Origin of the sequence: Rubellimicrobium arenae (assembly GCF_017916275.1) — a bacterium.
Classification (GTDB): domain Bacteria; phylum Pseudomonadota; class Alphaproteobacteria; order Rhodobacterales; family Rhodobacteraceae; genus Rubellimicrobium; species Rubellimicrobium arenae.
In genome coordinates, this window is the sequence record NZ_JAFMST010000010.1 from 72,632 (window position 1) to 97,842 (window position 25,211).

The 25,211-nt window shown below is 69.5% G+C and carries 23 protein-coding genes and 1 other annotated feature; of the genes, 7 read left to right on the plus strand and 16 right to left on the minus strand.

Annotated elements, in window-relative coordinates:
- Positions 1–46 precede the first annotated feature (46 nt).
- Positions 47–1,699, minus strand: coding sequence for a copper resistance CopC/CopD family protein (locus tag J3P31_RS16250; RefSeq protein WP_210529548.1), 1,653 nt, complete (start codon positions 1,697–1,699; stop codon positions 47–49).
- The gene (locus J3P31_RS16255; RefSeq protein WP_210529549.1) at positions 1,696–2,223 is read right to left on the minus strand and encodes a YcnI family copper-binding membrane protein; all 528 of its coding nucleotides are present in this window, start codon (positions 2,221–2,223) and stop codon (positions 1,696–1,698) included. The genes J3P31_RS16250 and J3P31_RS16255 overlap by 4 nt, the downstream gene beginning before the upstream one ends.
- Before the next feature lie 1,311 nt (positions 2,224–3,534).
- On the opposite strand from J3P31_RS16255, the gene J3P31_RS16260 reads away from it, so the two are divergent.
- Positions 3,535–3,888 (plus strand): hypothetical protein, encoded by a 354-nt coding sequence (locus tag J3P31_RS16260; RefSeq protein WP_210529550.1) that lies wholly within the window; start codon positions 3,535–3,537, stop codon positions 3,886–3,888.
- 131 nt (positions 3,889–4,019) lie between these two features.
- Here the strand turns inward: J3P31_RS16260 and J3P31_RS16265 are convergent, their stop codons facing one another.
- Positions 4,020–4,760, minus strand: a complete 741-nt coding sequence (locus J3P31_RS16265; RefSeq protein ID WP_210529551.1) for a GNAT family N-acetyltransferase — start codon at positions 4,758–4,760, stop codon at positions 4,020–4,022.
- Between the two features lie 77 nt (positions 4,761–4,837).
- Complete coding sequence (locus tag J3P31_RS16270) at positions 4,838–5,578, minus strand: DeoR/GlpR family DNA-binding transcription regulator (protein ID WP_210529552.1); 741 nt, start codon at positions 5,576–5,578, stop codon at positions 4,838–4,840.
- A gap of 92 nt (positions 5,579–5,670) precedes the next feature.
- On the opposite strand from J3P31_RS16270, the gene J3P31_RS16275 reads away from it, so the two are divergent.
- Together J3P31_RS16275 and J3P31_RS16280 are read left to right on the plus strand one after the other, a co-directional pair.
- A complete protein-coding gene (locus tag J3P31_RS16275) occupies positions 5,671–6,072 on the plus strand; it encodes a DUF4406 domain-containing protein (protein ID WP_210529553.1) in 402 nt (133 codons plus the stop codon).
- Positions 6,073–6,306: 234 nt separating this feature from the next.
- Positions 6,307–6,654: a YigZ family protein gene (locus J3P31_RS16280; RefSeq protein ID WP_210529554.1), complete on the plus strand. Its 348-nt coding sequence runs from the start codon at positions 6,307–6,309 to the stop codon at positions 6,652–6,654.
- Positions 6,655–6,831: 177 nt separating this feature from the next.
- On the opposite strand, the gene J3P31_RS16285 is transcribed toward J3P31_RS16280, so the two are convergent.
- From J3P31_RS16285 to J3P31_RS16310, 6 genes are all read right to left on the minus strand, one after another.
- Positions 6,832–7,392, minus strand: a complete 561-nt coding sequence (locus J3P31_RS16285) for a GXWXG domain-containing protein (RefSeq protein ID WP_210529555.1) — start codon at positions 7,390–7,392, stop codon at positions 6,832–6,834.
- A gap of 183 nt (positions 7,393–7,575) precedes the next feature.
- Positions 7,576–9,066: a SulP family inorganic anion transporter gene (locus tag J3P31_RS16290; RefSeq protein ID WP_210529556.1), complete on the minus strand. Its 1,491-nt coding sequence runs from the start codon at positions 9,064–9,066 to the stop codon at positions 7,576–7,578.
- Positions 9,067–9,140: 74 nt separating this feature from the next.
- Positions 9,141–9,196, minus strand: a sequence feature (sul1 is cis-regulatory element that is thought to sense ions involved in sulfur or methionine metabolism; They are found in Alphaproteobacteria).
- A 228-nt stretch (positions 9,197–9,424) separates the two neighbouring features.
- Entirely contained in the window at positions 9,425–10,375 is a 951-nt protein-coding gene (locus tag J3P31_RS16295; RefSeq protein WP_210529557.1) for a GlxA family transcriptional regulator, read from the minus strand.
- Between the two features lie 60 nt (positions 10,376–10,435).
- The gene (gene proX, locus J3P31_RS16300) at positions 10,436–11,425 is read right to left on the minus strand and encodes a glycine betaine/L-proline ABC transporter substrate-binding protein ProX (RefSeq protein ID WP_210529558.1); all 990 of its coding nucleotides are present in this window, start codon (positions 11,423–11,425) and stop codon (positions 10,436–10,438) included.
- On the minus strand, positions 11,412–12,401 hold the full coding sequence (locus J3P31_RS16305) for an ABC transporter permease (protein ID WP_210529559.1): 990 nt from the start codon (positions 12,399–12,401) through the stop codon (positions 11,412–11,414). The genes proX and J3P31_RS16305 overlap by 14 nt, the downstream gene beginning before the upstream one ends.
- On the minus strand, positions 12,401–13,492 hold the full coding sequence (locus J3P31_RS16310; protein WP_210529560.1) for a quaternary amine ABC transporter ATP-binding protein: 1,092 nt from the start codon (positions 13,490–13,492) through the stop codon (positions 12,401–12,403). The genes J3P31_RS16305 and J3P31_RS16310 overlap by 1 nt, the downstream gene beginning before the upstream one ends.
- Before the next feature lie 128 nt (positions 13,493–13,620).
- On the opposite strand from J3P31_RS16310, the gene J3P31_RS16315 reads away from it, so the two are divergent.
- The 4 genes from J3P31_RS16315 to J3P31_RS16330 all read left to right on the plus strand — a co-directional run bounded on the left by J3P31_RS16315 (position 13,621) and on the right by J3P31_RS16330 (position 18,384).
- A complete protein-coding gene (locus tag J3P31_RS16315) occupies positions 13,621–14,334 on the plus strand; it encodes a GntR family transcriptional regulator (RefSeq protein WP_210529561.1) in 714 nt (237 codons plus the stop codon).
- Positions 14,331–15,272, plus strand: coding sequence for a dihydrodipicolinate synthase family protein (locus tag J3P31_RS16320; protein ID WP_210529562.1), 942 nt, complete (start codon positions 14,331–14,333; stop codon positions 15,270–15,272). The genes J3P31_RS16315 and J3P31_RS16320 overlap by 4 nt, the downstream gene beginning before the upstream one ends.
- A complete protein-coding gene (locus tag J3P31_RS16325; RefSeq protein ID WP_210529563.1) occupies positions 15,269–16,771 on the plus strand; it encodes an aldehyde dehydrogenase in 1,503 nt (500 codons plus the stop codon). The genes J3P31_RS16320 and J3P31_RS16325 overlap by 4 nt, the downstream gene beginning before the upstream one ends.
- A gap of 191 nt (positions 16,772–16,962) precedes the next feature.
- Positions 16,963–18,384, plus strand: coding sequence for an NAD(P)/FAD-dependent oxidoreductase (locus J3P31_RS16330; RefSeq protein ID WP_210529564.1), 1,422 nt, complete (start codon positions 16,963–16,965; stop codon positions 18,382–18,384).
- 40 nt (positions 18,385–18,424) lie between these two features.
- Here J3P31_RS16330 and J3P31_RS16335 read toward each other — a convergent pair whose 3' ends face one another.
- From J3P31_RS16335 to J3P31_RS16360, 6 genes are all read right to left on the minus strand, one after another.
- A complete protein-coding gene (locus tag J3P31_RS16335; RefSeq protein WP_210529565.1) occupies positions 18,425–19,159 on the minus strand; it encodes an SDR family NAD(P)-dependent oxidoreductase in 735 nt (244 codons plus the stop codon).
- Positions 19,156–19,890, minus strand: a complete 735-nt coding sequence (locus J3P31_RS16340) for an SDR family NAD(P)-dependent oxidoreductase (RefSeq protein ID WP_210529566.1) — start codon at positions 19,888–19,890, stop codon at positions 19,156–19,158. The genes J3P31_RS16335 and J3P31_RS16340 overlap by 4 nt, the downstream gene beginning before the upstream one ends.
- A 10-nt stretch (positions 19,891–19,900) precedes the next feature.
- On the minus strand, positions 19,901–21,010 hold the full coding sequence (locus tag J3P31_RS16345) for a mandelate racemase/muconate lactonizing enzyme family protein (protein ID WP_210529567.1): 1,110 nt from the start codon (positions 21,008–21,010) through the stop codon (positions 19,901–19,903).
- Positions 21,011–21,039: 29 nt separating this feature from the next.
- Complete coding sequence (locus tag J3P31_RS16350; RefSeq protein WP_210529568.1) at positions 21,040–22,605, minus strand: trimethylamine methyltransferase family protein; 1,566 nt, start codon at positions 22,603–22,605, stop codon at positions 21,040–21,042.
- Positions 22,606–22,863: 258 nt separating this feature from the next.
- Positions 22,864–23,934, minus strand: a complete 1,071-nt coding sequence (locus J3P31_RS16355; RefSeq protein WP_210529569.1) for an FAD-binding oxidoreductase — start codon at positions 23,932–23,934, stop codon at positions 22,864–22,866.
- A 4-nt stretch (positions 23,935–23,938) separates the two neighbouring features.
- The gene (locus tag J3P31_RS16360; RefSeq protein ID WP_210529570.1) at positions 23,939–25,177 is read right to left on the minus strand and encodes an aromatic ring-hydroxylating oxygenase subunit alpha; all 1,239 of its coding nucleotides are present in this window, start codon (positions 25,175–25,177) and stop codon (positions 23,939–23,941) included.
- Between the last annotated feature and the right edge of the window lie 34 nt (positions 25,178–25,211).

Below are 25,211 nucleotides of genomic sequence, written 5' to 3' on the forward strand. Positions count from 1 at the left end.
GGCCGGGGCAACTGGCCCCGGCACAAGGGCGGCTTGGCGTGGGGGGCTACAGATCGAGCCTCGCGCGGGCCGTCTGCCGATCGAAATCGGACACGAGAACCTCGAGCTCAAGGTCCCAGGCGCCCGGCACCCCCAGCGTGACCCCGTCGATGCGCCAGACCCCCGGACCGTCGGGCCGGGCTGGTCGCTCCAGGGGCGCGATGCCGCGGGAAGGATTGGAGAGGCGCAACGCAACTTGGGGAACCTGCAAAGGACGACCATCGAGATCACGCAGGCGGATGGCGACGGTATTCGCGCCAAGCCCGCCAGGGGCAAAGGAAATGTCCCCGTGGAATCCCGTTCCCATCACATGCAGGTGGCGCGCGTCCACTGCGGGGTCGTGCGGACCCGGCGCTGCAAGAGCTTCGGCGGCCATGAGCGCCCGCGGCGGCACCGTGGTCCCGAGCGCCGCCGTGACGGCGAGGATGGCTGCGACCAGAGCGGCCTCGGCCTGGATCGACCGCCGGAGTCGGCGAGGCGACCTGGCCTCGCCCCGGATCAGCGCCGGGGTAAGGCGAAGCCGGTTGAGCGCCGCGAGGCCAAGAAGCCCCCCCACGAGGCCGAGCTTCACCAGAAGGAAGCGGCCGTATTCGGTGGCGGGCAAGGGCGCCAGGTGACGGACCTGGAGCCAGGCCAGCCCGAGCCCGGCCAGGACAAGGAGCGCCACCGCAGGCACCGCGCGCCGGGAGAACGTCTGGAGAAGGAGGGCGGCCTCCCGCGCGGGCCGCGTCAGCGCCCGAACCAGGGGCAGGAGCGAGCCGGCCCAGAAGGCCGCCGCCCCCACATGGAGGAGCAGGAGGGGAGAGGTGATCCAGCGCGGTCCCGCCGTCACCGCATGGCCGCTCAGGACGAAGCCCCCAAGCGCAAGCCCCGCCCCCATGAGGGCCAGGATGCCGGCTCCGGGTCTTCGCCGCGCCCTCGCCGCCGCCCCGATGAGAGCCAGGCCCGCGGCGGCGCAAAGGACGGTGCAACCGAAGGCCGACAGGGCTCCGGCCTCCCATGTGGCGGGGTCGAGCAACTGGCGGGCCGGACCTCCGAAGAGACGCCCGCCATGCAGGCCCAGCGTCGGGACCACGGCGCACAGGCCCAGGGCCGCCGAGGCTCCGGCCAGTTGCCAGACCGAGTCGCGCGCGGGGCCCGTCGGCCGCACCAGCCGCGCATAGGCGACGCCGCCCACCGCGCCGACAAGGCCCAGGTAAAGGGCGAGGCGGGCCGCCACGAAGGTCCAGCGCCAGGCCTGCGCCCCATCCGCCACCGGATGCGCGCCACCGGACACGTGTCCAAGGCTGAAGACCAGCGATCCTTCCACCGGATGCCCGTCGAGCGAGGTGACGTGGTAGCTCACCGTGTAGGTGCCCGGGCCCAGGCGGTCGGGCAGGGAAAGATGCAGGCCGTCCTCGCGGCTCTGGGCGGCGCCGGGGGCCAGCGCATCCCGGCCATCGGGGTCCAGAACCTGCGCATGGATGAGGGCCACCGGCTCGTTGAACCGGAGGACCACCTCGGCCGGGGGGCTGGCCAGGAGGGCGCCGTCCCCGGGCTCGGCCGCCGTGACGACGGCATGGGCCTGCGCCACGCCCGCCGCCATCAGGAGCGGCAGCAGGAGCGCGGCCCGGAGCCATCGGCCGAGGGGGAGACGGGGATGCGGCGCCTTGGCGGTCATTGCGTGACCGGCGCCGTCAGCATGAGCGAAGGTGCCGGCTCCTCGAGATCCTCGGCGCTCTGGCCCTCGGCCGGGAGGTCGATCCAGCGGGTCACCGTGTCGCCGCACTCCTGCAGGACGGGGAAGTACAGCATCTGGCCGGGCACGCCGCCGTCCGGGAGATGGGCGCGGAACACGAATTCGTCGTACCACGCGTCGGGCAGCTCGCCGCCGCGCCAGGTGATCTCCCGCACGCCTTCGGTCAGCGTCTCGCCCCAGAGTTGGACGGGCTCCGCGTAGGCGCCGGTCGTCGTCTCGATCGTCCAGCCGGGCTTGGGCATGGGCTTCACGGCGATGACGCCATCCGGGATCTGCACCCGGATTCCGGTGGTGGCCTTACCTTCGCAGCCGTGACCGACCCGCAGGACCGCCTTGTAGGTGCTGCCGGCCGGAGCCTCGGACGTTTCGAGGGTGATATGTGCGAGGGCCGGAAGGGCCAGCCCGAGGAAGAGTGCCCCCGCGAGGGTCAGGGTCTTGATGGTCATTGTGTCATCCAGGTTTGGCCCCGGCGGGGCGATGATCGGGAAGCAGGTATGGCCCGTCTAATCGCTTGCGGACCGAGCCGGTTTGGCCTGGCGCAAACTTCGGACGCGTCGGACCCCACACGGCGTGGCTTGGGCGCAAGGCATGGTCCTGCCTATGGCCTGCGCCCGCGCGGATCTTCGCTGCGTTGCCGAAGGTGATGGCGCGACGCATCGGGCCGCGTGTGGCCGGTCCGGCGCGCCTCGCCCGGCGGCCCAGGTCACATGACGCCCTGGTCGCTCTCTTGTCGATCTTGGGGGCCTGCCGCGGGCCGGGTCAGGTCGACCGCAGAGTGGAACAGGGCCAGTTGAGCCCGGTGCAGGAGGGCCATGCTGCCGATGGCCGGATTCGCGGAATACGGGATCGCCCTCCCCGGCATCCGATTATCGGCGGATCTTCAGGCCCCCCTTCTCCCGGCTCCATCGATGTTGGCGACATGATCGGACGGCGGGCGCACGGAGCCGGGGAGCGGCTTGGATTGCGGTCGGGGGGGCGTCCTTGCTGCTGAACGCTGTCCTGTTCTCGGGACCTGCTGACCTCCGATCCGTCAGGCCTTGTGCCGGGGTGCCGATGGATGACGCGCAGCTCTGACGCTGGTTCGGCCGCGCCAGCAGGTGGTTCCGCCGATTGCGGAGCGAACGGACCTTCTGTGATCGGGCGGACAAGATGCTGATGCGCGTTCGACCGCTTGGCCCGCAAGATCCGATCGCGTTTCGATCGTCGCCAATGTGCCCCGGCGATCCTTGGTCATCATGTGCCGTGGTCCCAGGCGCGGCGATCCGAGCTATTGCGGCGATGATGTCGTTACGGAGGACACCGGCGGAGATCCTGGCCCATATCGCGGCGGGCCTGCTACAAATCCGTAACCAGGAACTGTAACGGCACCGTCCTGATTGGGCATGGCAGCCGTCCAGTCGGAAGATCGGCGCCGTCACGAGCCCTCGCATAAGGCTGTAGTCAAAGTCATTCTTCCCAGAATGTTAGGAATTTAGTCCCTTTGATCTTGACGCAAGTGGCCAAGGCGTAAGCTACGCTCCCTGATCCAAGCTCATTCGGCATTCCGAGGCCGCAAGACCTGCGCAGCCTTCGGGGTGGCGACGCGGGATGTCGTCAGGGGTTGTTCAATGGAGCTCGGGCAATCTGAATCTCGTCAGGATGAGGCGTAGGACGCCACATTGAAGGCGAAAGTGCATCCAATTATCGCCGTATTTTAACCGTAAGGTTAACGATGTGCTGCGATCAAGGATCGCTTCTCGACTCTGGGGTGCTAGGGGATGTTGCCGGTAAGCTTCCGTCGGACTGCTTCGTATCTGCTGGTCCACTTCCTGCTCGGCGGACTCTTTGCCGCAAGCAGCTTCGGGGCTCTGGTTCTCGCGATCGCTCTTCTCGTGAACCTGAGCAACCATCAGGTTCACGAGGCCCTCCTTGGGATGGGGCTGCTCCTGGGGTTCACCTATCTCATGATGCTGAGCCTGGGTCGGCTGCGGGACGCCCGTCACCAGGAACGCCAGTCGGCCTGGCGCTTCCCGGCGCAGGAGCGTTCGGTTGCAAGGCTCACCCGTTTTCCAAGGACGCTGCCCGTTGGCGCGCGTACGCGGATGCACTCCCAGGAGCCGGCTCGGGCCTGAGCGGCGGGCGTCCTGACCTGACCGGGTGCACTCGGCTGAGAGACTGCTCCTGAAGGGACTCCGGACGGCATTCCTGCGGCGAGGTCCGTCGCTCCGCCCCCGGTGAGCCAGGCCGGGAGTGCGCTGGGCGCTCAGGCCGACCGGATGCGGTAGTGATAGGCGTAGGCCGTTTCGAAGCCGAGGCTCGCGTAGAGCCGCTCCGCCGGGGCATTGCCGCGCCGGACTTGCAGATAGGCGCCTCGGGCGCCCATCTGCGCCCCCCAGCCCATCAAAGCCCGCGTCAGAGTGGCTCCATGCCCGCGACCCCGTGCCGCGGGATCGACGACGATGTCGAAAAGGCCGACGAGCCCCCGTTCCTGGACGGCAAGCCCGAATCCCAGCGGCGAGCCCTTGTCGTGCAGCGTGGCAAAGGCCGCGGGCCAGGCGATTGAGCCCACCACCGCATCATGCAGGGGTCGGAAGGCCCCCGTGACTGCATTGGCCCGACAGATCCCGTCGAGCCACGGGGCCGAGGGCTGGTCGTCAATGCGAACGGACGCATGATCGTGGGCCGCATCCAGCCGCGCCCCGAGGACGATCGACGGGTCCGCCACTTGGTAGCCAGCCTGCGCCAGTTCGGCCTCGGCGTCGCGGGGCGCCAAGGGGGTCAGCCTGAAGACGGTTGGCAATCCATGTCGGGCATAGAGCGCTTCGGCCACACGCCTCACCTCGGCCATGTCGCCCCGAGGCGCCATCGCATTGGCGGAGTTGGCGCGCTTGGTGCAGCCCCCGGCCAGCCGAAGCAGCCACCCCTCGACGGTGATCGTCTGGAGCGCCGGCCAGGCATTCAGGGCGCGCTCTTCGAGCGCCAGCACGGAGGACCGCTTGAGCATGCAGGATGGTTACCAGTCCACGGCCGATGCGACCAGTCACGGGAAGGATGGTGGTTGCGCCGACCGTGAGGGAGAATCTAGGCCGCCAGGCAGTCCACGCCGTCGGGCAACCAGGCCGGCCGGTCGTCGAGCGTGACCAGGGTGGTAACGGCCTCCAGGGGCGCGATCTGGAACGGCGAGGTCGTCGCGATCTTGTCCGGCGTGGCCAGCACCACGGTCTCGGCCGCGGATCGGATCAGGCAGGCCTTGAGCGCCGCTTCCTCGGGATGACCGGTCGTGAGGCCGGCCTCGGGGTGTACGCCCGTCACCCCCAGGAACAGCAGGTCCGCCGCGATGCGCCCGAAGGCTTCGGCGGTGGTTGCGCCCAGCGCCACCATGGAGAGCTTCAGAAGCGTGCCGCCAATCAGGAGGACGTCCACCCGCTCGAAGGGCTCGAGGGCGGCGGCGACCGTAGGGCTGTGAGTCACGATGGTGGCGCGCAGGTCGCGGGGGAGGGCCTGCACAAGCGCCAGATGGGTCGTGCCACCGTCAAGGATGACGATCTGCCCCGGCCGGACCAGCTCGGCCGCGCGCCGACCGAGCCGGACCTTGGCCTCGGTCTGCAGCGCCCCCCGTTCGGCCAAGGGCCGGTGCGTCGGGGAAGCGGCCAGCGCACCGCCATGGACACGCGTCAGCCGCCCTTCGGCGGCCAGTTCCCGCAGGTCGCGCCGGATCGTGTCCTCGGAGACATTCAATTCGTGCGCGAGGGCCGTTGCGACAAGGCGGCCTTCGGCGGCGAGGCGGTCTAGGAGAAGGGCTTTGCGCTCTCGGGTCAGCATGGATGGGCCTGAGTGGATGTAAGTGAACTTGCACGATATTGCACGATCATGCATGATGTGGCAAGCCAATGCCAGCAACCATGGAGGTTCCGATGCCCAAGCCCATGATGATCCTGATCGCCGGCCCGTACCGCTCCGGCACGGGAGACGACCCCGAGAGGATGGCCGCCAACCTGCGACGCCTCGAGGAAGCGGCCTGGCCGATCTTCCGGAAGGGCCATGTGCCCATGATCGGCGAATGGGTCGCGCTTCCCGTGCTGCACGGTGCTGGCGGGAGTCAGGTCGGGGACGCCCTTTACGACCGCGTGATGCATCCGACGGCGCACCGGCTGCTGCAGCATTGCGACGCCGTGCTGCGGCTGCCCGGGGCCTCGACCGGCGCGGACAACGACGTGCGGATCGCTCGGGAGCGGGGCATTCCGGTCTACCACTCGCTCGACGAGATTCCGCTCGACACGGCCCTGGAGCCGGCCACTCCGGCGGCTTGCGCCTAACGGAGCTCCGGCGCCACCCCCTGGTCCAGGTCATGGGCCCCAGCCCAGGGCTTGCGACGACATGGATCATGCGGTTGCATGACTCATCCTTCCAAGGTGGGACGGGTCGGACCAGGGTCCGCGAACCCGGCCCTCCGGATCCTGATCGATCCTCGACAGCGGCCCTGTCGGTTCAAGTCAGGCCGTGCCAAGGGCTTGGGCACCGGCAGCCGTCTGAGGAGTGGTTCGTCCCCGATGCGCATCCTTGAGAACATCATCAGCGACCGCGGCTCGAAATATGCCGTGTCAGGGGGATCCTGCAGGTCGGCCGAGGAGGCCCGCGCCTTTCTGGCCGAGCTCAAGCGCAACAAGAGGTTCGCCAAGGCCACCCACAACTCCTGGGCGCTCCTTTGCGACGACGGCGCCTTGAAGAACGATGACGGCGAGGCCGGGGCGGGGCTGGTCATCCTGCGGATGCTCGAACGCAACGGGCTGCGCGACCACATCGTCGTGGTGACCCGCTGGTTCGGCGGCAAGCACCTGGGCGGCGACCGCTTCCGGCATGTGCAGGAGGCGGTGCGGATCTACCTGGCCGAACCGTGAGCCCGGCCTCGTCTCCGGGGTGGTGCGCCAGCCGGCTGGCATGGTTGCCGCCTCGCCCCACGATCGCCGCCGCGGCAATGGTGAAGGTGCGATCCGCCGGATCGGTCGAATCGGGGCGTCCTCGGCACGCTGTCCGTCTGCCGCGCTGCAGTCAGTCCCCGGGGCTGAAGGCCTTCATCAGCGAGCGTCCCGGCTGAGCAGGAAGAAGAAAGGCCGCGCCATCCCGCGGCGCTCCATCAGGCCGATCAGCCGGGCCGCATCGATCTGGCGGAGATGATCCACGATGGGCTGACGGAGGTAGACGACCGCGACGCCGTCGCGGCCCTGGAACTCCCGTGGCTCGACCCGAGCGGCAGGACCCCTCGCCCGGAGCAGGGGGCTCAGGGCCCGAAAGGCCATGCGTGCCACGGGACTGTGGGCGAGCGCCGGCCACCGCAGCGCAAGGCCGGCCGGCATCCAGGCCGGCTCCAGAGCCTCGACCTGGCCGGAGGGGTGGCGGAACAGAAGAGGATGCACCCTGCCATCGGCCAGGATCTCCTTGCCGTGCCAGCCCAAGCCGTCCAGCAGGCCGTCAAGGGGATGCCCCGTGGGCAGGGTCCGGCCCAGCCAGACGCCCGTGAGGCCCGCCGGGTCCGCGCCGGGCAGGTCCACGAAGCGGTCCAGGGCCTCGCGCGGGCTGATCCCTTGGGATTGCCAATGCGCCAGCCAGCCTGGCCCGAACCGTCCTGACGCCACCATGGCCCGCTCCTGTGCTTGCCGGGGACAGGACAAGACGTAGCGCGCCTCACCCAAAGCGCCCTTGGCCGGATTCGGCGACAAGACATCCCTGGGATCTGGCCAGCCTTGCGTGCCGGCTCCGGAGGCCGGGCGAGGCGCGAAGGATGCACGGCGGACGCACAGCCGCCGGCATCGCCCCGCCGTTCAGTGCGCGGTCAGCTTCTGGAGCGTTCCCGGCTTGTCATGGACCGCCAGCCGGTCGACGATCGTCTCGGACGCCTCGTTCAAGCCCACGACCCGCACCTCGGCTCCGTTGCGGCGGAACTTCAGCACGGCCGTGTCGAGGGCCGCGACCGAGGAGATGTCCCAGATATGGGCGCGGCTCACGTCGATGGTGACCCGGGCGAGCGTCTCGCGGAAGTCGAAGGCCCGCAGGAACTCCTCGACGCTGGCGTAGAAGAGCTGCCCTTCGATCACGTAGGTCCGCTCCTGTCCGTCGGCGCTCAGGGTGGAGGTCACGCCGAAGAGCTGGGCGATCTTGGCGGCGAAGAACGCGCCCGAGAGCAGAACGCCCACGAGCACCCCGATGGCGAGGTTGTGGGTCCAGACCACGGTCGCGACGGTGGCCAGCATCACGACCGACGACGAGGTCGGATGCGTCCGGAGCGCCTTGAGCGAGGCCCAGGAGAAGGTGCCGACCGAGACCATGATCATGATCGCGACGAGCGCGGGCATCGGGATGATGCTGACCCAGTCGCCCAGGCCCACCACCAGGATGAGGAGGAACACCCCCGCCACGAAGCAGGACAGCCGGCCGCGCCCGCCCGACTTCACGTTGATCATGGACTGCCCGATCATGGCGCATCCGGCCATGCCGCCGATGAAGCCGGTCGCGACGTTGGCGAGACCCTGGCCGATGCATTCCTGGTTGCGATCCGAGCGCGTGTCGGTGAGCTCGTCCACGAGGTTCTGGGTCATCAGGCTCTCGAGGAGCCCCACCACGGCCACGGCGGCCGAATAAGGAAAGATGATGGCCAGCGTCTCGAGGGTGAGGGGCACGTCCGGCAGCAGGAACATGGGCAGCGTGTCCGGGAGCTGTCCCATGTCGCCGACCGTGCGCACGTCCCAACCCATGGCCAGCGTCAGCGCGGTCAGCACGACGATGGTCACCAGGGGCGAGGGCACCGCCTTCGTCAGGCGCGGGAACAGGTAGATGATGGCGAGCCCGGCCGCCACGAGAGCGTAGGTGAGCGGGCCCACGCGCGACGGATCGAGCTCGGGCAGCTGGGCCATGAAGATGAGGATCGCGAGCGCGTTCACGAAGCCCGTCATCACCGAGCGCGAGACGAAGCGCATGACCGCGCCCAGCCGCAGGAGCCCCGCCCCGATCTGGAGGAGGCCCGCCAGCACGGTGGCGGCCAGGAGGTATTCGAGGCCGTGGTCGCGCACGAGCGTGACCATCAGGACGGCGGTGGCGGCGGTGGCGGCCGAGATCATGCCGGGGCGCCCGCCTGCGATGGCGGTGACGACGGCGATGGAGAAGGACGCGTAGAGCCCGACCTTGGGGTCGACGCCCGCGATGATGGAAAAGGCGATCGCCTCGGGGATGAGCGCGAGCGCCACGACGAGCCCCGAGAGGAGGTCGGCGCGGATGTGGCCCAGCCATTCCTGGCGGTAGGCGGCAATTGATGTCATGCGTGTTCGATGTTCAACGAGGGCCCATCCGGTCAGCCCGATACGGGTCTCCGGCAGCACGGATCGGGCGTATCGGTTGTCCGGCGGATCGGCGGCCGGAAGAGCCACCCGGGATCTCACCGGGTCCAGTCGAATGAATGCCTCTTAGGGCAAGGGCGCGACAGGGGGCAACCCCAAAGGCGCCGGCGGTCCGGCGATCGGACCCGGCACCCGGTCGCCGCGCCCGGCTCAGGGGCATGTGCGTCGTGCCAAGAGGCAGAGTGCCCAAGGTGCCGGCATGGATCCTGGCCCAGGGCCGCAAGAGGTTCCGCGTCCCGGCGGCAAAGGCGGTAACCGGCTCCCTCGGGCGCAGGAACCGTCAGGTCAGGCCGGCGCGCTGTGAGCCCGGCGAGATGCCATACCGTTCGCGGAACACGCGGGAAAAATGCGAGGTGGAGTTGAAGCCGCTGGCCATCGCGATCTCGGACAGGGACTGCTCGCTTTGGACGATCAGGTTGCGCGCCCGGTGAAGGCGCAGCTCCATCGCATAGCGCTTGGGCGAGGTGCCGAGATGACGGTCGAAGAGCCGCTCGAGCTGGCGGGTCGAGATCCCGAGCTCGGCGGCGACCTCGCAGGGCCGGGGCGGCGCCTCGAGACGCTCCTCGAAGATCTTGACCGCGCGAACCAGGGTGGAGTTCCGCGTCCCGTGGCGCGCCTGGACCGAGACGCGCTGGCCGGCGCTGCCCTCGCGCACGGCATTGTAGACCATCTGGTCAGCCACCTCGACGGCAAGGTCCTTGCCGTGCTCGAGGCCAATCATGTGCAGCATCAGGTCCGCCGCGGCGGTCCCGCCCGAAGCGGTGACAAAGCGCGGTCCGGCCACGAACACGGACGGGCGCAGGATCACCTCGGGGAACCGCTCGGACATGAGGTCGTGGTAGGCCCAGTGGATCGCCGTCTCGACCCCGTCGAGGAAGCCGGCCTCGGCCAGGACGAAGGCGCCCGAGCAGATGGCGCCGATCCGGCGCCCGCGGGCCTTTTCGCGCCGGAGGAAGGCGAGCACCTCGGGTGTCACGCGACGCTCGACGTTCAGGCCCGAGACGACAAAGAGCCGCGCGTCGCGGTCGAGCGGATCGAGCCCGCCGTCCACGCGGGTCAGGAGGCCGTTGGAGCTGCGTGCATCCCGCCCGGCCTCGGAGATCAGCGACCAGCGGTAAAGGGTCCGACCGGCCACGAGGTTCGCGATCCGCAGCGGCTCGATCGCGCAGGAGAAGGCGAGATGGGTGAAATCCTCGATGAGGAGGAAGGCGATCGACTGGGGCTCGGTCATGGCGGCACGCGGGGCAGGCGGGGGGAAAGGACGCCCGTTCCCGGGCGCCCTCGGTGTGGTTCAGTTGGGGACCGCGGCGCGGGCCGCGGCGAGCCAGGAGTCGTATTCCGCCTGATGGGCGGCGATCCATTCGTCGGCGTGACGCTCGATGTCCTCGTCGCTGTCCTCGCCCGACGAGATGCGCAGGGCTTCGGCCGAGATGTCGTTGATGTCGATCGTTGCGGCCTCGAACAGGGCGCGCGCCGCCGGGTTCGCCTCGAGGAAGTCGTTGCGGGCGACGACGCGGATCGAGTCGACGGCGAAGCCCAGGTTCTTGCCCTCGAATTCCGTGTTGGCGGTCGCGCCGTCCGGCAGCGACGTATAGGGCACGGACAGCCATTCGGCGTCCCGGCCCGGGACCAGCTCGCCCGCGACCCAATAGGGCGTCCAGGTGTAGTACAGGATCGACTGGCCGTTCTCGAGGCGGGCCATCGAATCGGCGATCATCGCCTGATAGGCGCCCTGGTTGTGGGTGACGGTGTCGCGCAGGCCATACTCGTCGAGGTGATGCTCGATGACGCGCTCGCAGCCCCAGCCGGGGATGCAGCCTGCGAGGTCCGCCTTGCCGTCGCCGTCGGCGTCGAAGCGCTTGGCGACCTCGGGGTCGGCAAGCTGGCTGAGATCGGTGATCCCGGCGTCGTAGCTGGCCTTGTCCACCATGTAGCCCTGGAGCGCGCCCTTGATGAGGGTGCCGACCTTGGTCAGCACGGCGTCGCCGCCCGCTTCCTGGAAGAAGGAGTCGTGGAGCACGTCCCAGCTCACCGCCGTGAAGTCGGCGTCGCCCGCGCCCACTGCGAGGTGGAGCGTCTGGTACTCCGCCTCGTCGGGCTCGGCGATGGTGTAGCCCAGGTCCTCGAGGGCCCGGAACAGGATCAGGTGCTGCATGTGCTCCTCGATCTGCACGGGCATGATCGGGCGCACGGTGACGCCTTCGCCGGGCTTGTCCTGCGCCAGGAGCGCGGACGGCGCGAGCGTCATCGCCAGGAGGGCGGCGAGCTTAAGCTGTTTCATGGATCGTTTTCCCTGTTGTCTGCTTTTGGTCTTGTTCGTGATGTCCGCGTTGCCGGACGAGGTGGAGCACGGCGCCGACCGGGCCGCTTTCCCACCAATGGTGATGCCCGCGCTCCCGCGTCGAACGGCCGAGCCCCTGGGTGATCCGGTCCAGCACGATGGCCAGGATCACGATGCCAAGGCCGCCGACGATGGCCTTGCTCGCATCGAGCCGGCCCATGGCGCGCAGCACCTCGTTGCCGAGGCCCTTGACCGAGATCATCGAGGCGATGACCACCATCGACAGCGACAGCATGATGGTCTGGTTGAGCCCGGCCAGGATCGTCGGCGCCGCGAGCGGCAGCTCGACCTTGGTCAGGATCTGCCGGGGCGTGGCCCCGAACGCGCGGGCGGCCTCGACGACCGAGGCGTTCACGCCGCGGATGCCGAGCGAGGTGAGGCGCACGATCGGCGGCAGGGCGAAGATGATGGTGACGATCACGCCCGAGACGTTGCCGATGCCCATGAGCATCACGACCGGCACGAGGTACACGAAGGCCGGGATGGTCTGCATGGTGTCGAGGACGGGGCGCAGCGCCGCCTCGAACCTGTCGCTCTTGCCGGCAAGGATCCCGAGCGGCAGCCCGATGAGGACGCAGACGATCACCGACGCGATGACGATGGCGAGCGTCGTCATGGCCAGCGACCAGGCATCGGGCGTCAGGAAGCCGAGCACCAACAGGCAGCCTCCCACCAGGAGGGCGGTGCGCCGGCCGGCGGCCTGCCAGGCGATCAGGACGAGAAGCGCAAGCATCACGAGCGGCGGAACCGCCTGGAGCGTCGCTTCGATCCAGGTGATCAGGCCGTCGAGGACCCGCTTGAGCGGATCGATCGCCGCACGGTGGCTGATGGCCCAGTGCTTGATGCCGTCGGCGCGGTCGGCGATGTCGAGATCGACCGAGCGGAACGGGTCCAGGATGTTGAATCCGTCTGCCATCAGGCTGCTCCTCGCATGGAAAGGGTGTTGGTTTCGGACCGTCCCTGAATCCCGCGCAGGAGCGCCCCCTTGGTGACGACGCCGAGCCGCTGGGCGCCTTCGGACACGAGGATCGGATGGTCGCTGCCGACGGCGAGGTCGACGAGCGCGTTGAGGGTGTCCCCCGGCCGGGCCACAGGCCAGCCCGCCGCGTCGAGAGGGCCGTTCTCGCGCTCGTAGAGGCCGAGCGGCTGCATGATGCGGCCGGCCGTGACCAGGTCGAGCTTGGAGATGCCGGCCACGAAGTCGGCGACGTAGGCGTCGGCGGGACGAGTCACGATCTCCTCGGGCGTGCCGACCTGCACCAGCACCCCGTCCTTCATGATCGCGATGCGGTGGCCGATGCGGATCGCCTCGTCCAGGTCGTGGGTGATGAAGACCGTGGTCTTGTGCATCCGCGCCGCGAGATCGATGAACACGTCTTGGAGCTGCCGCCGGATCAGCGGGTCGAGCGCCGAGAAGGGCTCGTCCATCAGCAGGATGGACGGGTCGGCGGCGATCGCGCGGGCCAGGCCCACGCGCTGCTGCATCCCGCCCGAAAGCTCGTCGGGGTACTTCGCCTCCCAGCCCGTGAGGTCCACCGCATCGATGGCCCGTGCCGCGATCCGGGCGCGTTCCTCGTCGGGTCGGCCCCGCACCTCGAGCGAGAAGGCCACGTTGTCGCGCACGGTGCGGTGCGGCATCAGGGCCATGTTCTGGAAGACCATCCCGATCTGTTCGGCCCGAAGCGCCCGCAGGTCGCGGGCGTTCATGGCCGAAACGTTGCGGCCCTCGATGTGGATGGTGCCGTGGGTGGGCTCGATCAGGCGGTTGATATGGCGGATCAGGGTCGACTTGCCCGATCCCGACAGCCCCATGATGCAGAAGATCTCGCCCCGCCCGACGGTGAAGCTGGCGTCCCTGACGCCGACGACGCAGCCGAAGCGGTCGCGAACCTCCGCCTTGGAAAGGTTGTCCCTGAGGATCGCCTCCATCGCCTGACGGGCCCGGGACCCGAACACCTTCCAGATGTTCCGGACCTCGATGGCGACGCTTCGTTCCGTTGTGGCCATGCGCGAGCTCTCCCTCTGCGACCCGAGCAGCATGGAAAACTACTGTAGACTATTTGTCTATCCTCTGGCTACTATGATCTTGCATCTTCGACCGCGAAGAGCGATTGCCACCCAAAAAGGGGAGCGCCATGGCCGACACGAGCCGGAGCCGCAAGGCAAACTGCGCCGAGGACCTGCGGCGGCGCATCCTGACGCAGGAGCTCGAGCCGGGCAGCACGCTCGATGAAACCGAGCTCGCCGCAGCCTACGAGATGTCGCGGCCGCCCCTGCGCGAGACGCTGCGCCAGCTTGCGGGGGAGGGTTACGTCGTCCTGCGCGAGAACCGGGCGGCGCAGGTCGCGCCGATGTCGCACAAGTCCCTGCGCAACTTCTTCGTCGTGGCGCCGATGATCTATTCGGCGGTGAGCCGGCTCGCCGCCCTCCATGCGACGCGGGCCCAGGTCGATCGTCTCAGGGCGCTCCAGGCCCAGTTCCGCGCCGCCATCCGCGAGGGGGACACGGCGGGCCGGGCGCTCACCAACGAACGGTTCCACGCCCTTATCGGCGAGATGGCCGACAACGAATACCTGCTGCCGAGCCTCCGGCGGCTGCTCATCGACCATACGCGGATCGGGATGACCTTCTATTCGTCCCGCAATCGGTCGCTGGCCTCTCGTCAGGAGGTGGCGGCCGATCAGCACGACCAGTTCATCGACCTCATCGAAGCGGGGGACGCCGACGGCGCCGCCGCGCTCGCCATCGCCCACTGGGAGCTTTCCCGGGCCGAGATCGAGAGCTTTGTAACGCCCCCGGGGCTCGACATTCCGCTCGGCGCAAGCCCGAGCGCGAGGGAGACAGCATGAAGTTCGAAGGGATCTACACGCCCGCCGTCACGCCGCACCGCGAGGATGGCTCGATCGACCGCGACGGCTTCGTGGCCATGATCGACTACCTCGCCGCAGCCGGCGTCCACGGCATCATCATCGGCGGCTCGACGGGCGAGTACTATGCCCAGTCGCTCGAGGAGCGCGAGGAGCTCGCGGCTCTGGCCAAGGACGCGATCGCTGGACGCACGGCGCTGATCGTGGGCACGGGCGCGATCAAGCAGGAGGACTCGATCCGCATGGCCGGCTTTGCGGCAAGGCTGGGGGCGGATGCGATCCTCGTGGGCTCGCCGCCCTACGCGGTGCCGACCGAACGCGAGAACGCGCTCAACGCGCTGGCGATCGACCGCGCGGCCGACCTGCCGATCATGCTCTACAACTACCCCGGCCGCATGGGCGTCAACATGGGCGAGGAGTTCCTCGACCGCGTGGGCCGGTCGCGGAACTTCCAGTCGATCAAGGAAAGCTCGGGGGACGTGAACCGCATCCACCTGCTGGCCCGGGACTACCCGCATATCCAGATGTCCTGCGGGATGGACGACCAGGCGCTCGAGTTCTTCGCCTGGGGGGCGCAGAGCTGGGTCTGCGGCGGATCGAACTTCCTGCCGCACGAGCACATCGCGCTCTGGCAGGCCTGCGCCGTGGAGGGCGACTTCGCCAAGGGCCGCCGGATCATGTCCGCGATGATGCCGCTCATGCGCGTGCTCGAGCAGGGGGGCAAGTTCATCCAGTGCATCAAGCACGGGGTGGAGATGAACGGCCTCCGGTCCGGGCCGCCCCGGCCGCCGCTCAAGGCGCTCAACAAGGACGACAAGCGCGAGCTGGAGCAGGTCGTGCGCGTGCTCAAGGCGACCGTCGCCGCCATCCTGGCCGAAGGCTCGGCCGTCACCCCCCTGCGCGCGGAGGCCGCGGAATGAACGCCCTGCTAACCATCGACGACTACTCGGCCATCGCCGCGACCGTGGTGCCGCCGACCGGAGCCTTCATCGACGGGTCCTTCCGTCCGGCGGTCTCGGGCAAGACCTTCCAGACCGTGAACCCGGCGACGGGCGACGTCCTGGCCGAGGTCGCCTCCTGCGAGGCCGCCGACGTGGACTTCGCGGTCCAGAAGGCCCGCGAGGCCTTCGACGACGGGCGCTGGTCCCGGCTCCACCCCGGCGCGCGCAAGGAAGTCCTGATCCGGCTCGCCAAGCTGATGACGCGCAACGCGCGCGAGCTCGCGGTGCTGGAAAGCCTCGATTCCGGCAAGCCGATCTATGACTGCGAGACGGTGGACATCCCCGAGACGATCCATGTGCTCAAGTGGCACGCAGAGCTGATCGACAAGATCTACGACCAGGTCTCGCCCGCCTCGGACGACCACATCGCCATGATCCTGCGCGAGCCGGTGGGCGTCGTGGGCCTGGTGCTGCCCTGGAACTTTCCGCTGCTGATGCTGGCCTGGAAGATCGGGCCGGCGCTGGCCTCGGGCTGCTCGGTGATCGTGAAGCCGGCGTCGGAGACCTCGCTCACCGCGCTGCGCGTGGCGGAGCTGGCCATGGAGGCCGGGCTGCCCGCGGGCGTCCTGAACGTCGTGCCGGGCTCGGGCCGCGGCGCGGGCGAGCCCTTGGGCCGCCACATGGACGTGGACATGGTGAGCTTCACCGGATCGACGGCCACGGGGCGGCGCTTCCTGTCGTATTCGGCCGAGTCGAACCTCAAGGAGGTCGTCCTTGAGATGGGGGGCAAGAATCCCGCCGTGGTGCTCGATGATGCCGAGAACCTGGACCGCGTGGCGGCCCATATCGTCAACGGCGCCTTCTGGAACATGGGCGAGAACTGCTCGGCCGCCTCGCGCCTGATCGTGCAGAACGGCATCAAGGAGGAGCTCCTCGATCGTGTTCTCGCCCATGCCCGCGAATGGCCGATGGGCAACCCCCTCGACCCGCGCAACCGGGTGGGCGCCCTCGTGAGCCAGTCGCATTTCGCCAAGGTCTCCTCCTATCTCGGTGGGGCCGACCGGGTGCTGATGGGCGGAGGGACCCAGGGCGGCGCCTTCGTGGAGCCCACGATCCTGGAGGTCGGCGACCCCAAGGCGCTCCCGGCCCGCGAAGAGATCTTCGGGCCGATCCTGTCGGTCCTGACCGTGGGCAGCTTCGACGAGGCGATCCGGCTCGCCAACGACACGGATTACGGCCTTGCGGCATCGATCTTCACGTCCAACGTGAAGAAGGCCATCCGAGGGGCGCGGGCGATCCGCGCGGGTACAGTGACGGTGAACAGCTTCGGCGAGGGGGACATCACGACGCCCTTCGGCGGCTACAAGCAGTCGGGCTTCGGGGGGCGCGACAACGGCATCCACGCGCACGACCAGTATACGCAGCTCAAGACGATCTGGGTGGACCTCAGCGACGACGCCGACGAGGCGGTGGACTGAGCCGCCCGGGGACAGGGAGCGTCCGCCGAGGATTCCATCAGCGCGGGGGAGGGGCGCCCTGGCAGGCCGCAGGACCTCTCCTGCAGGGACCACCCGGGCAGGCGGCCGGATCGGGCGCTCGGGCCTGGGCCCGCCACCCCTCCCGCCAGTCGGGCCGGGCGCCGGCCATCGAGACAAAGAGATTGACCCTCATGACGAGCACATCGGGATCGGAACACTCGGCCTGGCCCCCGGCGTCGACCGCCCGGGCGCCCGCAAGCGGCACCCCGCGCGAACGCCGCGCCGTCCGGCTGCCGGTCCAGCGCGGGCCGGCCGCCTGGTCGGCCATCCTGCCAGGGCAGCCCGCCCCGGTGGCGGTCGACCGGGACATGACGGCGGACTTCGCGATCGTGGGCGGCGGCTTCGCCGGCCTCGCCGCCGCGCGCCGGCTGGCCCAGCTGAACCCCGGCGCGACGATCGTCGTGCTGGAGGCGGGGCGGCTGGCCGAGGGGGCCTCGGGGCGCAACTCGGGCTTCATGATCGACCTGCCGCACGACATCGCGTCGGACGACTACTCCGGCCATGGCGCCGACGCGGACCGGGGGCAGATCGCGCTGAACCGCCATGCCATCGCCTTTGCGCGCGAGGCGGTCGACACCTACGGCGTCCCGGCGGACTACTTCGATCCGGCTGGAAAGGTGAACGGGGCCGCCAGCGAGTCGGCCGATGCGCTGAACCGCAGCTACGCCCGGCACCTGACCGAGCTCGGCGAACCCTGCGAGAGGCTCGACAGCCAGGCCATGTTCGAGCTGACCGGCAGCCGCCATTACCTGTCGGGGCTTTACACGCCGGGCACCGTGATGCTCCAGCCGGCGGGCTATGTCCGGTCCCTGGGCGAAGGGCTCCGGCGCGACGGGGTCCGGGTGTTCGAGACCTCGCCCGTGCGGGCGATGCGGCGCGAGGGGCGCTCCTGGGATCTCGCCACCTCGGGCGGGCGGGTCCGGGCGGGCAAGGTGATCCTGGCGAACAACGGCCACCTCGAGAGCCTCGGCTTCGAGAGCCGCCGGCTCATGCACGTCTTCCTTTACGCGTCGATGACGGTGGAGCTCGATGCGGAGGCGCTGGGGCGCTTGGGAGGGCAGCCGCGGTGGGGCGTGACGCCGTCGGACCCGATGGGCACCACCATGCGCCGCATCGACACGGGGCAGGGGGGCAACCGGATCGTCACGCGAACCTGCGCCACCTTCGAGCCGGGCATGGAGCCGACCGAGTCGAGCCTGCGTCGCACCGCGGCGGTCCACCGCGAGAAGTTCGAAGCCCGCTTCCCCCTGCTCAGGGGCGTGGACATGGAGCACACCTGGGCCGGGCATCTCTGCCTGAGCCGCAATGGCGTGTCCGTGATGAAGCAGCTGGAGGAGGGGCTCTGGTCCGCCTGCGTCTGCAACGGCCTTGGGACGACGCGGAGCACGCTGACCGGGATCGGTGCGGCGGAACTCGCCTCGGGGGTCGAAAGCGACGTGACGCGCCATTTCCTGACCGAGCCGCAGCCGACCAAGCTGCCCCCGCCCCCATTCTCGACCCTGGGCGCGAACGCCTATCTGCGTTGGAAGGAATGGCGGGCGAGCCGGGAATGATCCGAGGGGGGAGGGGCCGACGGACCCTCCCCTTCCGGTCTCAGGGCAGGGGCAGCTTCACCATGCGCCCGCCGTCCACGACATAAGTCTGCCCGGCGACGAAGCCCGATTCCTCGGAGGCGAGCCAGGCCACCATCGCGGCCACGTCCTCGGGGCGCCCCGTCCGGCCCACAGGGTGAATGCGGCCGATCTGGCGGCGGACGGCGGCGGGGTCGGGCATCGATTCGATGTAGGCCTCGGACAAGTCCGTATCGATCCAGCCGGGCGCCACGGCGTTGCAGCGGATCCCCTCGGCCCCGTGGTCCACGGCGATGGCGCGGGTGAGGCCGTGGAGCCCCGCCTTGGTGGCGCTGTAGGCGGCGTGGAGCGGGTTGCACCCGATCCCCTCGATCGAGCCGATGTTGACGATGGCGCCCCGCGTCGCCCGCAACTGCGGCAGCGCCGCCTGGATGAGCAGGAACGGCGCGGTCAGGTTGACCCGGATCATCCGCTCCCAGGCCTCAAGGGCCATGTCCTCGGCGCGCGCCTCCTGCATGAAGCCCGCGTTGTTGACGAGGATGTCGAGCCGGCCCGCGCGGGCCACGATCTCGGCGATCACCCGCGCGGGGGCCTCGCTGTCGGCGAGGTCCGCCTCGATGCCCTCGAACTCCGGGTCCTCGCCCCGCTGCGCCGTGAACACCCGCGCCCCATCGTCGCGCAGCCGCCGGGCGATGGCCTGCCCGATCCCCATCCGCCCGCCGGTGACGAGGGCGACCTTTCCGTCGAGGCGGCTCATTTCACGGATTTCCCGCCGTTCACCTCGACCAGCGCCCCGCACATGTAGCGCGCGGCGTCCGAGGCGAGGAACAGGACCACGTCGGCGATGTCCTCGGGCTCGGCGATGCGGCCCAGGGGCACGGTCTTGCCCAGTTCCGCCACCGCCGTATCGGGGTCGAAACCGCGCTTGGCAAAGCCCGTCCGCAGCATGGGCGTGTTCACCTCGTTGGGGCAGACGGCGTTGATGCGGATGCCTTGGTGGGCGTGATCCATGCCCATGCACTGGGTGAGCGAGGCGATGGCGGCCTTGGTCATGCAGTAGACGGCGTGATCGGGCCCCGGGCGCAGGCCCCAGCAGGAGGCGGTGTTGACGATGGCGCCCCCGCCTTGCGCGGCCATGATCGGGATTGCCGCGCGGCTGATGCGGAACGGCGCCTCCACGTTGACGCCCAGCGACAGCGACCAGTCGGCGTCGGTGGTGTCCGTGACCTTGCCGCGGGTGATGACGCCCGCGTTGTTGACCACGATGTCAAGCCGCCCGAGCGCCGCGAGGGCCGCTTGGGGCAGTCCGTCCGCATAGGCCGGGTCGAGGAGGTCGCCCGGCAGGTGCGCGTTCGCCTCAAGGCCGGAGGTGTCGCGGTCGGCCACGGCCACGCGCGCGCCCTCGGCCCGCAGCATCCGCACGATGGCCGCACCGATGCCGCCCGCCGCGCCGGTGACAAGGGCCGCGCGGCCCGTGAAGCGAGTCATGTGATGATCCTCAGGCATAGGACGCGACGGGCGCGCCGAGCTTGCTCTCATCGGGGACGATGCCGAGGCCCGGGCCGTCGGGCAGGCGGATGTGACCGCCCTCGATGCGGATGCCGTTCTCGGGGTCGAAGTGGCCATCGATGTAGGGCTCGGCCAGCCAGGCCCCCTCCATCAGCCGGGGCTGGACGGTGGCCCCGATCTGCGTGCAGGCGGCCGCCATGATGTCGCCGCCCCACGAGTCGTCGCAGGTGTGGGGCAGGGAGCGGGCCTCGCAGATGTCGCGGAAGGTGGCCATGGCGTGGAGCCCGCCGATCCGGGTGACCTTCATGCCGAAGCCGTCGCAGAGCCCCTGGCCGACGAGCCGCAGCACCGTCGCGAGGTCCTCGCCGTTCTCGTCGATGTAGACGGCGTGGTGGAGCTGCCCCCGGATCGCGGCGATCTCTTCGATGGTATTGCAGGGCTGTTCCATCACGAAGGGGATGTCGGGGCATTCGCGCGACAGGCGCAGGGCGTCCCGGGTGGTCAGGCCGCGGTTGGCGTCGGCCGCCAGGCGGATGGCTTGGCCGCCCACGCGCTCCCAGACCTTGCGCAGCGTCTCGATGTCCTGTTCGACCGCGCGGCCGCCGATCTTGATCTGGAGACGGGGGTAGCCTTCCGCGACCTTGTCCGCGGCGATGCGGGCGGTCTCGTCCGGGTCGCCGACGATGGTCGAGTAGTAGGACGGCACGCGCTCGGTCACGGCGCCACCCAGCAGGTCCGCCACCCGTGCCCCATAGGCCTTGCCCATGAGATCGTGGGCCGCGATGTCGAGGGCGGCCTTGGCGTAGCGGTGGCCGTTGAGCTGGCCGTCCATGCGCCGGCGCAGCGCGACCGGCGTGAGCGGATCGGCCCCGATCAGGCCCGGGGCGATCTCGGCCAGGGCCGCCCGGGCGCCGGCAGCGTGCTGCGGCTGGTAGGTGGGCCCCACGGGGCAGGTCTCGCCCCAGCCCACGTGGCCCGCGTCGGTGACGATCTTCACGAGCGTCGAATCGAGCGCCCAGACCTCGCCGCTCGACATCCGGTAGGGGCCGTCCTTCACGGGGAGGGGGACGGAGTAGACGTGGATCTCGGTGATCTTCATTTGTGCCTTCCAGGTGGGCGAGGGCGCCCTCAGTGGTCGTTGTTCAGGGCGTCGACGGCCGGGATCTCGCGCATCCGCCGATCCATGTAGTCGCGCAGCGCCTCGTCCAGGCCGGGATCGAGCCGAGGCTCCTCGTATTCGTTGAGGAGCTTCCGGGCATGGCCGAGCGCCCGCTCGGTGATCTCGATGCTGCCCTCGGCCTGCCACTGCTCGATCGAGTTGTTGTCGAACATCCTGGGCATGAAGAAGGCCCGCTCGAAGTTGGCCTGCGTATGGGGATGGCCGAGGTAGTGCCCGCCCGGCCCCACGTCGCGCACGGCCGCCAGCGCCTCGTCGAAATCATCCCAGCGGGGGCCTTCGGCCATGCGGTAGCCCATCGCGCACATCTCGGCGTCGACGACGAACTTGGCGACGGAGCAGTGCATCCCGGCCTCGTTCCAGCCGGCCGAGTGCCAGATGTAGTTGGCCCCGGCATGGAGGACGGCGTTCATGGTCATGGCGCTCTCGTAGCCCGCCTGCGCGTCGAAGGTCTTGGCCCCGCCCAGCAGGTTCGAGGTCCGCCACGGGACATCGTAGAAGCGCGCCATCTGCCCGATCATGAAGTTCATGAGCGAGATCTCGGGCGTGCCCGCCATGGGCGCCCCGGATTTCATCGACACCGTGGACAGGTAATGGCCATAGATCGCGGGGCAGCCCTTGCGGACGACCTGCGTGTAGGCCAGCGCCGACAGCGCCTCGGCGTTGAGCTGCGCCACGGCGGGGGCGACCGAGGCGGGCGTGTTCGCCCCGCCCAGCACGAAGGGCGAGCAGAGCACCGGCTGGTTCCGGCGGCAGAAGGCCCGCATGGCGCCCAGCATCACCTCGTCCCAGACGAGGGGCGAGTTGCCGTTGCAGTTGCCGGTGACGACCGGCGTCTGCTCCATCACGTCCCGGCCGAACAGGATCTCGCACATCTCCATGACGTCCTCGGCGTTCCTGGGCGAGGTCGTCATGCCCATGAAGGTCTTGTCCGAATACTTCATGCTTGAGTAGGTGATGTGCAGGTGCCGGTGGCTGACGGGCAGGTCCATCGGCTCGACGATGTGGTGCGCCGTGGAATGCAGCGCCGGGCTCATGTGCGCGAGCTTGTGGAACATGTTCAGGTCGCCGATCGTCGGCCAGCGCCGCGCGTCGTCGAGGTCGCGGATGAAGGGCGCGCCTGTCATCGGCACAAAGATCGAATGCGGGCCGCCGAACGGCAGGTTCCGCTCGGGGTTGCGCGCGCGGTAGGTGAAGCCCGACGGGATCGAGGCGATGAGCTCGCGCACGAGACCGCGGTCGAGATGCACCCGATCGCCCCGCACGTCCGCTCCCGCCCGCGTCCAGTCGGCCAGCGCGATCTCGTCCCGAAAGACGACGCCCACCTCCTCGAGGATCGACATGGAGGCCGCATCGATGCGCTCGACCTGCTCGCCGGACATCACCTCGCATTCGGGAATCCCGCGGTGAAGGGACGGCAGCATCGACATGTCGGGGGCCGAGCGCAGCGCCCGCCGCGCGCCACGACCGCCGCTGCGCGAGGGCCGCACGTCCGTCTGGGTGGCTTCTGTTAGCATGGCGGCGCTCTCCCGGCCTCGTGTGACGTGGGAAGGGAACGCCAGGGCGCGCGTGGCGGCAGCCCGAAAGACGAACGGGTCGTGACGCAAAACGACAGGCACCTTGTCGCAGGATGGACAGGGCCGGCCGCAGGGGACGCGGAATGCCCCCAAGGGTTCAGCGTGGGAGCGTGCCATCCGGGGGCGCGCCGCCCGCCCCGCATGGCCGCAGCATGTTCCCCGGCCCGCGCGGACCGGGTCACCCGGTTGTCCGGCGGCTCAGGCCTCGATCTCGACCTGCCCGATCGGGCGCGAGCAGCAGGCGAGGATCCAGCCTTCGGCGATGTCCTCGTCCGAGATGCCGCCGTTGTGCACCATGTGAACCTCGCCCGAGGCCTTGCGGATCTTGCAGGTGCCGCACACGCCGAAGGTGCAGCCCGAGGGCAGGTTGAGGCCCGAGGTCTTGGCCACCTGCAGGATCGTGTCGGTCTGCGAGCAGCTGACCGTCCGGCCCGAGCGCGCGAAGATCAGTTCGGCCACGGCGGCCGGGTCCGGCGCCACGTCGGGCGGGGGCGGATCGTCCGCGTGCTCGACCGGGGCCGTGAAGGTCTCCTGGTGGTAACGCGCCATGTCGTAGCCGAGGCTCTGGAGCGTCTCGCGCACCGCCCGCATGAAGGGCTCGGGGCCGCAGCAGTAGACGTCGCGTTCCAGGTAGTCGGGCGTGGTCAGGCCCAGCATGAGCTGGTTGAACCGGCCCCGGTAGCCGGTCCAGACCTCGAAGGGCTCGTCCTGGTCCACCACGAAGTGCAGCTTCAGCCCGCCCACCCGGCTCGCCATGTATTCGAGCCGCTTGCGGAAGATGAGGTCCGAGGGCTTGCGGGCGCAGGCCACGAGGCTCACGTCCGGGTCCTCGCCCCGCTCGAAGAGCGTGGTGGTCATGGACATCAGCGGCGTGATGCCTGACCCTGCGCCGATGAACAGGTACTTGCCATCCGGGTGGCGCGGCAGGTGGAAGAGGCCGCCCGGCCCCGTCACCCGGAGGCGCATCCCCGGCCGCAGATTGTCGTGCATCCAGCGCCCGCCGACGCTGCCCGGCTGGGCCTTGACCGTGACCGAGATGTAGGCGTTCGAGATCGGCGCCGAGGAGATCGTGTAGGTCCGGTGGAGCGGCCCGCCCGGCAGGGGCAGCTCCAGGGTCACGAACTGCCCGGCGCGGAAGACGAAGACCGCGCCCGAGGGCGGGCGGAAGACGAAGGTCTTCACGTCCGCCGTCTCGGGGACGACCATGACGCATTCGAGGGGCTCCACACCGTCCCAGCGCGGCGTGGTCTCGTTGGGCAGCGGGATCATCGCGTCACTCGGCCGCCAGCACGAGCTTGCGCCCGGTGATCGAGCCCTGGAGCGTCCGGGCGTACCAGTCGACGAACTGGAGGACGCCGCTCTCCTGCTTGGGCGAGTAGGGGCCGGGCTCATAGGCGGGCGAGTTGATGCCGACCTGGTTCTCCTCGACGATGCGGCGGTCCTCGTCGTTGGTGGCGACCCAGACCTCGGTCAGGCGGTTCAGGTCGTAGTCCCGCCCTTCGACCGCGTCGCGATGCACGAGCCAGGTGGTCGTGACCTGCGTGCGCTGCGCGTCGATGGGCAGCACGCGGAAGTTCAGCACATGGTCCGACAGGAAATGGTTCCAGGTGTTGGGGTAGTGGAAGAACAGGAGGCTTCCGGCATTGGCGAAGGGCATCCCCGGGATGCCACCCGCGACCGCCGCGCGGCCGTCCATCGTATAGCTCACCGCGTCGCCCACGAAGGGGATGCGCACGAGCCGCCACTGCTCGTTGGGCGCGATTACGTAACGCGAGGGCAGGCCCGCCGCCTCGCAGCGCGCGACATGCGCCGCGCCCTGCGGCGAGGACAGGCTGTCATCCGATCCCACGAGGTCCGGGTCGTCGTTGAAGGTCCGGCACAGCGCCGGGTGCGAGCCTGCGCAGTGGTAGCACTCGCGGTTGTTCTCGAGCACCAGCTTCCAGTTCGCCTGCTCGACGATGGTGGACTGGTGCGCGACCTTGAGCTCGTCCAGCCGGTGCGGCGCCGCGTAGCGGTCGGCGGCGGCCTTGAGCGCGGAGGCGTCGGGGGCGACCTCGGCGAGGCAGATGAACACCATCCCGGCGGTGACGGTGGCGTGGATCGGCTTCAGGCCGTGCTTGGTGGGTTCGAAGTCCGGGCCCATGTCGCGGGCCCAGAGGAGCCGTCCGTCGAGTTCGTAGGTCCACTGGTGGTAGGGACAGACGAGCTTGGGCGACGTGCCCTTCGCTTCGGAGCAGATGCGGCTGCCGCGGTGGCGGCAGGAGTTGTGGAAGGCCCGGATCGCGCCGTCCGCGCCACGGACGATGACGATCGGGTAGGCCCCGATCTGAAGCGTGACGTATGAGCCCGCCTTGGGCATCTCGGCGGCCGAGGCCGCAAAGATCCACTCCTTGGTCCAGATGTGCCGCAGGTCGGCGTCGTGCGCTTCGGGCGAGACGTAGAAGGGCCGCGCCAGCGAGGTTCCGGGGCGGCGGGACAGGAGAAGGGCAAGGAGATCGGCGTCGTCGAGCATGGGGCAGGTTCCGCGATGGGAGGGGGAAGCGGGG